The 10,608-nt window shown below is 42.3% G+C and carries 12 protein-coding genes; 5 read left to right on the forward strand and 7 right to left on the reverse strand.

The genetic code is table 11. From position 1 onward, the window contains the following. Nucleotides 1-60: 60 nt before the first annotated feature. Nucleotides 61-1,437, forward strand: coding sequence for a L,D-transpeptidase family protein (locus tag EKM80_RS04490; RefSeq protein ID WP_125551915.1), 1,377 nt, complete (start codon nucleotides 61-63; stop codon nucleotides 1,435-1,437). A gap of 49 nt (nucleotides 1,438-1,486) precedes the next feature. Here the strand turns inward: EKM80_RS04490 and EKM80_RS04495 are convergent, their stop codons facing one another. After that, on the reverse strand, nucleotides 1,487-2,152 hold the full coding sequence (locus tag EKM80_RS04495) for an O-methyltransferase (protein ID WP_125551916.1): 666 nt from the start codon (nucleotides 2,150-2,152) through the stop codon (nucleotides 1,487-1,489). A 125-nt stretch (nucleotides 2,153-2,277) separates the two neighbouring features. Here EKM80_RS04495 and cbpA point away from each other — a divergent pair, with 125 nt between their 5' ends. Next, nucleotides 2,278-2,916 (forward strand): cyclic di-AMP binding protein CbpA, encoded by a 639-nt coding sequence (cbpA, locus tag EKM80_RS04500; protein ID WP_125551917.1) that lies wholly within the window; start codon nucleotides 2,278-2,280, stop codon nucleotides 2,914-2,916. A gap of 174 nt (nucleotides 2,917-3,090) precedes the next feature. Next, nucleotides 3,091-3,840 carry an SDR family oxidoreductase gene (locus tag EKM80_RS04505; RefSeq protein ID WP_125551918.1) on the forward strand — a complete coding sequence of 250 codons (750 nt, stop codon included), beginning with the start codon at nucleotides 3,091-3,093 and terminating at the stop codon, nucleotides 3,838-3,840. A 94-nt stretch (nucleotides 3,841-3,934) separates the two neighbouring features. Here EKM80_RS04505 and EKM80_RS04510 read toward each other — a convergent pair whose 3' ends face one another. From EKM80_RS04510 to acpS, 5 genes are all read right to left on the reverse strand, one after another. Beyond that, on the reverse strand, nucleotides 3,935-4,444 hold the full coding sequence (locus EKM80_RS04510; RefSeq protein WP_125551919.1) for a DUF2798 domain-containing protein: 510 nt from the start codon (nucleotides 4,442-4,444) through the stop codon (nucleotides 3,935-3,937). Between the two features lie 387 nt (nucleotides 4,445-4,831). After that, a complete protein-coding gene (locus EKM80_RS04515) occupies nucleotides 4,832-5,188 on the reverse strand; it encodes a type II toxin-antitoxin system PemK/MazF family toxin (protein WP_125551920.1) in 357 nt (118 codons plus the stop codon). Nucleotides 5,189-5,216: 28 nt separating this feature from the next. Further along, nucleotides 5,217-5,471, reverse strand: a complete 255-nt coding sequence (locus EKM80_RS04520; RefSeq protein WP_125551921.1) for a hypothetical protein — start codon at nucleotides 5,469-5,471, stop codon at nucleotides 5,217-5,219. Between the two features lie 131 nt (nucleotides 5,472-5,602). After that, nucleotides 5,603-6,730 carry an alanine racemase gene (alr, locus tag EKM80_RS04525; protein WP_125551922.1) on the reverse strand — a complete coding sequence of 376 codons (1,128 nt, stop codon included), beginning with the start codon at nucleotides 6,728-6,730 and terminating at the stop codon, nucleotides 5,603-5,605. Further along, on the reverse strand, nucleotides 6,730-7,089 hold the full coding sequence (acpS, locus tag EKM80_RS04530) for a holo-ACP synthase (RefSeq protein WP_125551923.1): 360 nt from the start codon (nucleotides 7,087-7,089) through the stop codon (nucleotides 6,730-6,732). The genes alr and acpS overlap by 1 nt, the downstream gene beginning before the upstream one ends. Before the next feature lie 206 nt (nucleotides 7,090-7,295). Between acpS and EKM80_RS04535 the strand changes: the two genes are divergently transcribed. Further along, nucleotides 7,296-8,339: a D-alanine--D-alanine ligase family protein gene (locus tag EKM80_RS04535; RefSeq protein ID WP_125551924.1), complete on the forward strand. Its 1,044-nt coding sequence runs from the start codon at nucleotides 7,296-7,298 to the stop codon at nucleotides 8,337-8,339. Nucleotides 8,340-8,386: 47 nt separating this feature from the next. On the opposite strand, the gene EKM80_RS04540 is transcribed toward EKM80_RS04535, so the two are convergent. Next, nucleotides 8,387-9,862, reverse strand: coding sequence for a hypothetical protein (locus EKM80_RS04540; RefSeq protein WP_125551925.1), 1,476 nt, complete (start codon nucleotides 9,860-9,862; stop codon nucleotides 8,387-8,389). Between the two features lie 126 nt (nucleotides 9,863-9,988). Between EKM80_RS04540 and EKM80_RS04545 the strand changes: the two genes are divergently transcribed. Then, the gene (locus EKM80_RS04545; protein ID WP_125551926.1) at nucleotides 9,989-10,597 is read left to right on the forward strand and encodes a flavin reductase; all 609 of its coding nucleotides are present in this window, start codon (nucleotides 9,989-9,991) and stop codon (nucleotides 10,595-10,597) included. The last annotated feature ends 11 nt before the right edge of the window (nucleotides 10,598-10,608 follow it).

Below are 10,608 nucleotides of genomic sequence, written 5' to 3' on the forward strand. Positions count from 1 at the left end.
ATTTTAAAAGTATAAATGCTACACTCAGCTAAAGAATATTTTATAGGGGGACCGTATCCAATGAAAAAACGCAGTCGGATGGTGATTGCTATCGGCGTGATACTCATTGCGGTTTTTGGACTGTATATTTTCCAAAGTCAGCATTACCGTAATACTTATCTACCACGTACGAATGTTGCCGGTGTAGATGTAGGCGGTAAAACTGAAGCCCAAGCCAATCAGTTATTACAGAAGCATTTTAAGCAGCAAAAATTCACCTTGGTTGATGGCAGTAAGAAGTTAGTTAGCTTCACTGGTGAAACTGCCGGTGTTAAGCCTGCCTTCAGCCAAAAGCTTGCTAGTTTGAAGCAGGAACAAAATCCCTGGTCATGGCCACTACACTTATTAGTCGGTACCAGTACAGCTCAGGCTAGCAAAAGTGTGACCGTTGATAAGACGACATTTGATCAATTTGTCGATAAAACTGTGACTAAGTTAAACCAGAGCCGCGCAACTAGTAAAAATGCGTCTGTCATCAAAAAAGACGGTAACTTTGCTATCAGCAAGGCTGTTAACGGTAATAGCTTTGACAAACAAAAGGTAAAAGCAGCGATTCGTCAGGGTTTAGCTGTTAGTAATGGTCAAATCGCCGTGAAAACTGCCTATACCAAACCAACAGTAACGGCTGATAGTAATAGCCTTAAACAAGCAGTCAGCAAGCTAGAAAAAATTCATAACGAAAAGATCACTTATACGATCAATGGCAATAACGTGGTAGTGCCCAAGGCCACAATTTATAGCTGGTTGACCTTTAAAGATGGTAAAGTCGCACTTGATGAAGCCAATGTTAAAGCTTATATTACTAGCCTAAACAAGCAATACGCAACGATCACTAAGAGTCGCCAATTCAAGAGTACTAAGCGCGGTACCGTAACTGTGCCAGCTGGGACTTATGGTTGGAGTATTAACACGACTAGTGAAACCGCAGCATTGATGGCGAAAGTGCTTGAAGGCAAAGACTTCACCCGGACACCAACAGTGCAGGGTTCTGGTTACAGCACTGATAAAACTGATATCGGCAACACCTATATTGAAGTTGATAAAACTAATCAGCATATGTGGTACTACAAGGATGGCAAGTTAGTCCTTGATACTGATGTTGTTACTGGTAAACCAGGTCAAGATACCCCATCTGGTGTTGATTTCATTTGGAACAAACAAACTAATGCGACACTAAAGGGAACTAACGATGATGGTTCATCTTATGCCTCACCTGTTAGTTACTGGATGCCAGTCGATTACACTGGTGTCGGAATCCATGATGCCTCATGGCAACCGACATTTGGTGGGACTTGGTATAAGGAACACGGTTCACATGGTTGTGTTAACACACCGCCAGCGACTATGGCTAAACTGTACGCAGCAGTTGATACAGGTACGCCAGTAGTTATTTTCTAAAGCTATAAACGAAGCGCCACGACAAATTATGTCGCGGCGCTTTTTTGGTTCATTTTTTTGTGATCATCAGCACACCGTCACCAAGCGGTAACAAGGTTGCTACTAAAGTGGTGTCACTGAATACTTGGGTCAGTAATAAATTAAGTTTGCGATGAATGGCTTTATTTTTATGAGCAATCGTTGCGTCATCATCAAACACGGTACCGCCTTGTAAAACATCGTCAATCAACAAGACACCATCATCTGCCAACAAGCGTAAACAATCTGGCAGAAAATCTAAATACTTAGCCTTAGCACTATCCATGAAAATAACCGCATAACTAGGTGTTAACGTTGGCAAAATATCAGCTGCATCCCCCGCCAATAGTGTAATTTGATCTTCTAAGCCTAACTGAGCAATGTTTTCGTGGGCGTGTTCCAGCATCAAGGGATAGCGATCAATCGACGTAACTCGACCTTTGGGCCCCATACAGGTAGCAAATAAGCTGGCAGAAAACCCAATTGCAGTGCCAACCTCCAAAACCGTTTGTGGTTTTTGCAGGTTAAACAAGGTTTGCATGAAAGTTACGGTTTCATGGGGAATTACTGGAACGCCATCTTGATGTGCCTTCTTTTCCAGTTCACCTAATGGTCCAGTTAATTGGGTCGTTTGTTCTCGTAAAAAATTCAACACCGCTGGCTTGATCACTGGGCGGCGCATCATTTCGTTATGCATATTTATTTCCTGCTCTCATTAAAGTTTTCTAATTTTCAAAACTGGTTAGTAGCCTATTTTTCAATTATATATTATGATATGCTTGACGTAAAATGAGAATTATTTAATCTGGAGGCAAAAAAAGCATGTTATTAAAATCAATGGTACAAACCAAGGAACAGATCACCAGCATCAAGGAAACGGCCAGCTTAGCTGAAGCACTGACTATTCTGGAAGATACAGGCTACCGTTGCGTGCCGATTCTTGATGAATCTGGCCAGATTTTCCGTGGTAATATCTATAAAATGCATATTTACCGACATAAATCTCGCGGGGGGGCAATGGATCTACCAGTCACTCATTTATTGAAGAATGCCACTAAATATGTACCGGTCGATGCCCCCTTTTTTAAGGTCTTCTTTACTATCAAGGATTTACCTTATGTCGCCGTGCTAGATCAACAAAATTATTTCTACGGTATTTTGACCCATAATCATTTGATGACGATGCTGTCTCAGTCTTGGAACGTTAACGTTGGCAGCTACGTACTCACCGTCGTTTCCACTGGCGAACGCGGTGATTTAACCGACATGTCGCGAATTATTTCTCGTTATGTCTCAATTGCTAACTGTATCACGTTAGATTCGGAACCCGGTGAATTGATTCGGCGAACAATGTTTACTTTACCGTCAGGCACTTCCGAAGCCACGTTGAATAAAATTATTGATCATCTACAGCGTAAAGAGTTTACCGTTCCTGAAGTTGAGGATCTACGCGTAGAATAATGATCCTGTTGGGCTAACCTGTGCTGTACTGGTTAGTTCTTTTTTTAGAGAATTAGAAAGCGCTAACTTTTTTAGTTTAACGATTGTAGCAACCAGTACGACGTGGTAAGCTTGCATTGTGAATAACGTAATATAACTAAATTGAAGGCAATCGCTAAATTGGAGGCAATCACTATGACAGAGCGCTTGAAAAACAAGGTCGCTATCATCACAGGTGGCGTCGCTGGTATTGGTCTTGGTATCGCTGAGTGTTACATTCGGGAAGGCGCTAAAATCGTTGTCACTGCAGACCGCAACCTCAAGGGCGGTGCGGCTGCCGTTGCTCGTTTTGGAGCAGAACAGTGCTTATTTGTACAACAAGATGTCGCTACTAAAGCTGATTGGGCTAAAGTGATTAAAGCTACAGTGGCAAAATTTGGCAAGTTAGATATTCTCGTCAATAACGCTGGCGTCAGTGGTGATGGCAGTCCAATTGAAGATATGAGTTTGGAAAATTGGAACTGGGTCATGGATATTAACTTGACTGGTAACTTTCTCGGCATTCAAGCAGCAATTAACGCAATGAAAGAAACCAATCAAAGTAACGGCTCAATCATTAATGTTTCTTCCGTTGCCGGCCTAGTTGGTCTCGCCATGGCACCAGAATATTCGGCATCCAAAGGTGGCACCCGCATGTTGACCCATGCAGTGGCCTTGTCGTTAGCGCAGCGCGGTATTCCAATTCGGGTCAACACTGTCCACCCTGGCTGGATCGACACAAATATTATTCCTGATCAAGCCCGTGATGCGATCATTAAAACAATTCCTGTAGGTTATCTAGGTGAACCCATTGATATCGGTGAAATTTGCGTCTATTTAGGTAGTGAAGAATCGAAATACGCTAACGGTGCTGAATTCACTATTGATGGCGGTGTGCGCGCCTAAGTATGCCAAGAACCCACTTTTACGCTTAGTGGGCTCTTTTTTTACGCCAACAAAAAAGCCGCTATCAATTAATGATAGCAGCCTAAACACTTATTTAGTCGATTTCTTTAGCACTCTTTTTTTGTGGTGCACTCACTTTATCAGTTGCCGCTTGCATTTTGCCTAAAACAGCACGCGCAATCGGGCCAACAATGAGTAACTGCAATGGCAACGCAACGATTAAATTGAAGATCCATGCGTGACCATAAGTAGCTAGAACATGACCGCCTAATTCATGTGACATGATCATCCCAAATAATGACATGCATGACACCATACCTAATACCATCATCACGGAAATCGTGATACCAATCAAAATAACATTTTTCTTCATGTAATCATTGATGATATACCGGAACGCTAATTTTTTGGCAATCGGCCCAACAATTAATAGATCCAAAACGACAGCAACTAATAAGCCACCGGGATATTCAGCTAGCGAGTTCATTAAAAACCCTTTAGTAAATCCTTGGACCAATAATACGTTGTAACAAACCATGACAAATACCATCAACCCAGCCATAATAGCTGTAAAAACAATTTCTTCTTTCCAATTACGAGGCATATTTATCTCCTATTCTTCTTAACAGACTAATAGTCAGCATACAACAAATAAGATTACCGCGTAAGTTACAATTGTGTTACATTTTCAGAAAATATCGCAAGGTTGGTTGATCACTCCCATAATCGTTGCTACCACCGCATATCTAGTCATTATGCAGCAACTTTTGCCAACCACGCATGACTGAATTTTTCAATAAAAAGACTTATGGCACGCGGTTACGCTATAATTCGGCAATAAAAAAAGACTGCACCATAATTTTACTTATGTTACAGCCTTCGATTAAGTAAGTTGATTCGAGCAAGTCACAAACTAGTCTTAATTGTGACCATGTTGCAATAAGTATATGCCAAAATGGCTTTGATGATGACGGCTAGCTTCAAAAATAGCTTAAAGATTTTTGAGTGCGATACTAACCGCTAAGGCTTCGTCCACTTGTGTCATCACGTCATCACTGAGATGAGTCACTTTATCGCGTAAACGTTGCTTGTCGATCGTGCGAATTTGCTCCAATAGGATCACAGAATCCTTTTCGATTCCCGTTTGCCGCGCCTTGATCCCAACATGCGTCGGCATTTTCGGCTTCTGAATTTTTGCGGTGATCGCCGCAACGATCACTGTTGGACTGTAATGATTACCGATGTTATTTTGAACCACCAAAACAGGGCGCATGCCCCCCTGCTCTGAACCCACCACCGGTGAAAGATCAGCAAAAAATATATCACCGCGCTTAACAACTAGCTCCAATCAGCACCCCCTGACTGACTTGCTTGCACTAACCGATTCGCGAAGCAGCCTCTTCTTCACAATCACAGAACTCCGCACAAATTTCTGTATTCAAAGAAGCCATTTCAGCATAACCATGTGCCAACGAGTCGAGTTTTGCTTGATGCGCCTTAAAAAACGCCATCACCTTATCGTTCCCTAAATCGTTCTTTTTAATTCCGTAATAGTCGCAAAGAACGTTAGCTTCATCTAATACCGCCGCGTCGTTAAAAGTAAGCAAACGCTGTTTATCTGTTATTTCCATATTCACGACCCCCAAAAAGCCTATCAATGTAAACTATTATCCACATTATAGTACCACGATGGCTCATGAAAGAAAAGACAATTTCGCGTAGAACGCACTAAACACCCTGTGCTCATCACTTGTGCTCAATACTACTTTTCTGGTAAATAAACGCGTGGTACCCGTTCAGTTAGATTACAAGCAATTTCATAATGGATCGTATTCGCGTAATCAGCTACATTTTGCAGGCTTAGTGTTTGCCCACCATTTTCCCCGACTAATGTGACCTTAGTGCCTACTGCTAGTTTTTCCGGCAAGCGCACCATCAATTGATCCATGCACACGCGCCCAATAATTTCGCAGGCTTGACCGTTGATCAGTACATAAAAGCCCTGCAGACGGCGTTGCCAACCATCGGCGTAACCGACTGGCACCGTACCCACCCATTCAGCTTGTTGTGCGTGGTAGGTGGCACCGTAACTAACTGCAGCACCAGCTTGAATTTGCTTAACAAAAACTAATTCTGATTCAAAACTTAGCGCCGGCTGTAAGGGGTACGGTGGTTCTAAGGCCGTTCCCGACGGATTTAAACCATATAAAGCGACACCAAAGCGCACCATATTGCCATTACACGCCGCGTGCCATAAACTAGTTGCCGAATTAGAAACATGCACGTACCGCGGTTCACTAACCAATGCGGCGTGCATTTGATTAAATTTAGCGGCTTGTTGTTCAAAATAGGTTGTGTCAGCTTCGTCAGCTGTTGCAAAATGAGTGAACAAGCCCTCTAAATTAAATTCAGCATGCTGTTGCAAAAATGTATCCGCTGCTTGTAATGTAGCCGTATCGCGGAAACCAATCCGCCCCATGCCACTATCGACCGCAAAATGCACCGCTAAACTAGCCGCTAACTGCCCTGCTTGTAAACTTGGTAAGGCGTCAACAAGCCATTCCTGTGAACCCACCGTTAAGGAAATATGCGCTGTAGCAGCTAATTTAGCATACGCTGGACTAGTAATGCCAAGCACTAAAATAGGCTCAGTGAAGCCTGCCTGCCGTAACGCTAATGCCTCATCTAAAATAGCCACACAAAAGCCTGTCGCACCAGCATGCCGCGCCGTTGTGGCCACTTCGATCATACCATGACCATATCCATTTGCTTTAACAACCGCCCATAAGACTGTTGTTGGCGCTAAGCGCTGTATTTCCTGCTGAATATTAGCCTTGATGGCCTGTTGATCGATCACTAATTTTGTTGGTCGATGTAACCCACTTACCATTAGTCGGTCCCTCTTTCCAAAATAACTTCCGACATCACCATTGTATCGGTGTGCGAAATTGAAACTAGCGCCCGCCCAGCGAAAGGATTCTTCGTCACCACCGGCTTACCTAATTCATCATCTAATACTTCAATATCCAAAAAGCCAACGCGGCCGATTCCAGTACCTAGCGCTTTGCCAAATGATTCCTTGACCGAAAAACGCCCAGTAAGGTATTCAGCTTGCCGTTTAGGTGCTAAGTTAGCGTAAACGGCCAACTCAGCGGCCGTCAATACACGAGCTTTAAAATGCGTATTTTTAGCTTGTGCAGCTTTGATTCGCGCTATATCTGTTATATCAACACCAATGCCAAAAATCAACTACGCCAGCTCCTTTACTTGTTTCCATTAAAAATACAGTACCGTTATATTTTAACAAATTTTTGAGTGTCCTGCATAAAATTACCTTTCAAACGACATCATTCACCAATAAAAAAACTTTAATAAAACTAAAAAACGCTTCCAACTACCGTTTAACGCTATTTTGTAGTATACTTTAGGTTCAATACAATACGGAGGCTTAATTTATGAAGATTGTTGTACTCGCGGGCGGACGTAGCCCTGAACGTAATGTTTCCCTATCATCTGGCGCTAAAATTACCAACGCGTTGCGCGAAAAAGGTCACGCAGCTGTTTTGATCGATCTATTTTTAGGCGATGATTTAAGCGACGTCACTATAGTTGACGACGTGTTCCACCGGGATACAACGACGACAAACTATGCCATTAGTGACGAAATTTTAACCGACGCAGCCATCGACGCCTTACGCACCGACGGCACCAAAGGTCTGTTTGGTAAAAACGTACTTAAAATTTGCGCTGCCGCTGACATTGTTTTCCTCGGTTTGCATGGTGAAGACGGCGAAAATGGTAAAGTTCAAGCTGCTTTTGATCTGTTCGGCATTCGTTACACTGGTAGTGGTTCATTGGCTTCCGGCGTCACTATGGATAAGAAAATCTCAAAAGAATTACTGCTACACAACCGTATCAAAACGGCAGGCTATATTGCCGTTAAAGTTGGGCAGCCTGCACCTCATCCAACTTTTGGTTTTCCGGTTGTCGTTAAGCCATCGAATGGCGGCTCCAGTATTGGGATGCAAATTGCCCATGACCAAGCTGAATTAGAGGCTGCCTTACCTGACGCTTTCCAATTTGACGATGAAGTGGTTATCGAAGAATTCATCAAAGGCCGCGAATTCTCAATGGGCGTTGTTAACGGTGTCGCCATGCCTGCAATTGAGATTATTGTCAACGATGGTTGGTACGATTTTGAGCATAAATTTCAAGAGAATCAGACGACCTTCCAAACACCACCTGATATCCCAGACGATGTTCATGCTGACATGAAAGAAATTGCGCTCCAAACCATGGAAGTGCTAGGTCTGACTAATTATGGTCGTATCGACTTTCTTTGGAACGACACGGGTATTTACGTCATTGAAGGCAACTCACTACCTGGCATGACACCACTATCACTATTGCCACAAGAAGCGGCTGCAGCCGGCATCAGTTATCCAGACTTATGCGAAAGCATCGTTACTGGCAAATTAGCTATTTACGACGCTGAATAAAGTAAAAAATCACTAGTTACCTTCAAACTTGGTAACTAGTGATTTTTTTATTTGCACTTGCGTTTTTTCTTTTTATTGCGTTTCTTCTTGCTAAATGGAATCACATTGGGCCGTTTTTTGGTGGTGATCTCTGCGTTATAATCGTCAATCACCTGTTGAACGGCTGCTGTATCAGTTAGATCAATTCCCGCAGCGTCTATGCGCATGCCAATCGTCTTAGCCGGACCCCAAGTTGCTCTATTTGCCGCATCACGTAGTAGTATTTCTTGATTAGTTGATAACACTTGCTGCAATTCAGTACCGTTAGGCAACAAGTCAAAAAAGGCCCTTAAAATCGTTACTGCGTGTTGAAAATAGACTGACTTTTCCGCTAAATGGTGCGGCCAGTAGTCTCGTAAAATATATCGCAAATTTGCACCGTTCCAACTCAAAATACCGTTACCAGTTTCCTGCCAAATATCAAAGTATAGTTGCTCCGTGACATTGTCAACGAGTGCCTTATCAGCTGGTAACAACTCCCGATATTTTTTGGCCTGATGAAATTGTTGCAAATAATTAGTAAATATAACTCGATCTGGCTCTGCTCCAGGTTTCAGTATTGGTGCTTCATCAGTAAATAAATCAGCACTATTATCATCGAGCCACTGTTTTTCTGCTGCAGTGTCATCCAAATCAATTCCGGCAGCCATCATTTGGCCAAACTTTTCACCAAACCTTTGGCGCAGCCAAGAATCGGCCCCCATAGCTAATAAAGCAGGATTTACTTCAATCAGCGTCTGAAGTAACCGCGTGTGCTGTTTATGATCAAGTTCACCAATCACTAATAAGTAATTAAAATAGCGCAGTAATGCAGGTTGGATCAAAGCAAGAATCGCTTCCGGAAAATCAGGATTCAAGCCAAAACTCATTTCTAAAACAAGCTTAAATATTTCAGTGTCCCATTCTTGCGGAAAAGTTCTGCCTTCATTGATCATTTCAACAGTAACCTGATCTATAATATCTATGGCAGCCTCCTGGAGGTCGACACTGAGCTTAGTTGACTTAAGTTGCTGTTCCAAATCGTCAAACCAGACCTTACGTTTTCGTTCAAATTCGCCTAGCTCTTGATTGAATTTTTGTACCTGATCAAACTGAGCAACTGCTGCACCAAACTCATCCGTGGTCATATGTAGCAAATGGTGGCGTTGCATTTTTGTCCGATTTGTTTTTAACGTTTGTTCAATTTTCGTATAATTTTTCGTACCAAGAAATTTCTGATAGCAGCTTAACACCGGAACAACAGCTATTATATAATGATGTTGCCGATTTTCCTCGGTTGCAAAGCGCCCTAACATCACACGCTTAACCTTAGCTGCTGTCCAATGTAGATCATCACTACCTTCATCTTCAGCCATAATCTGGTTAAAATCACTAATAATTTCTTCAGCATATTTTTGTTGATTTGTCGTCAATCTAGTCAATATTTTACTTTTTAAAAAAGCGGTTAGATGTTCCGTCAGCACTTGCTGATCAACTTTTGTCATATCGTTCCTCCAACTTCGCAATTAATTACTCATATAATACCATGTGCCACTAGTTAAGTCAGTGCATTTCAACTTGTATCCCTTGCTAACTATTGCTATACTCACAACAATAAATGAGGTGAGCTAATGCAATCATTACCAACTAATAAACTTTACTACGGATTTCCAATTTTCATTCTCGGCTACCCCGATCAACAATTCGGTGCCAATATTACGACTTGTAGCTCTTCATATTCACTAGGCAATATGGTGGTATTTGGTCTGTCCAGCGATACTAACGCCGCCGAACAAATTCGGCATTACCGGCAGTGTTCACTAAATATTATGGGCGCTGACCAAATGCTACTGGTTGAGCAAGCTGGTTTTACCCACCGCAATGCTAAATTAACCACCGCAACTGCCTATCATTTCTGGAAAAATAGCAAAATTCCGTTACTGGATCAAGCACAAGTTATTTTAGTTATTCAAGTTGATAGCATTACCCAAGTTGACGACTATACGAATTTTACTGGCCATATTCAGTACCGCTACGCTAATGATAGTCTACTGGAAAATGGACAATTACAACACGACCGACTACAACCAGTTTTATATGTTGGTGATGAGCACAAACGAATTTATCGTTTCGTAGATCAAACGACGACCAACAACGGTAGCTACTTGAAACAAGCACGAAAAAGCACAAAAAAAACGGCTCTATACTTTATCCTGTTGATAGATTGCTCAAAGTGGTAATCTATTAGCGG

The organism is Loigolactobacillus jiayinensis (assembly GCF_003946445.1).
Classification (GTDB): Bacteria; Bacillota; Bacilli; order Lactobacillales; family Lactobacillaceae; genus Loigolactobacillus; species Loigolactobacillus jiayinensis.

Coding starts and splice junctions, on each gene's coding strand:
- EKM80_RS04490 (WP_125551915.1), top strand. CDS start 61: ATGAAAAAACGCAGTCGGATGGTGATTGCTATCGGCGTGATACTCATT.
- EKM80_RS04495 (WP_125551916.1), bottom strand. CDS start 2,152: ATGCATAACGAAATGATGCGCCGCCCAGTGATCAAGCCAGCGGTGTTG.
- cbpA (WP_125551917.1), top strand. CDS start 2,278: ATGTTATTAAAATCAATGGTACAAACCAAGGAACAGATCACCAGCATC.
- EKM80_RS04505 (WP_125551918.1), top strand. CDS start 3,091: ATGACAGAGCGCTTGAAAAACAAGGTCGCTATCATCACAGGTGGCGTC.
- EKM80_RS04510 (WP_125551919.1), bottom strand. CDS start 4,444: ATGCCTCGTAATTGGAAAGAAGAAATTGTTTTTACAGCTATTATGGCT.
- EKM80_RS04520 (WP_125551921.1), bottom strand. CDS start 5,471: ATGGAAATAACAGATAAACAGCGTTTGCTTACTTTTAACGACGCGGCG.
- alr (WP_125551922.1), bottom strand. CDS start 6,730: ATGGTAAGTGGGTTACATCGACCAACAAAATTAGTGATCGATCAACAG.
- EKM80_RS04535 (WP_125551924.1), top strand. CDS start 7,296: ATGAAGATTGTTGTACTCGCGGGCGGACGTAGCCCTGAACGTAATGTT.
- EKM80_RS04540 (WP_125551925.1), bottom strand. CDS start 9,862: ATGACAAAAGTTGATCAGCAAGTGCTGACGGAACATCTAACCGCTTTT.
- EKM80_RS04545 (WP_125551926.1), top strand. CDS start 9,989: ATGCAATCATTACCAACTAATAAACTTTACTACGGATTTCCAATTTTC.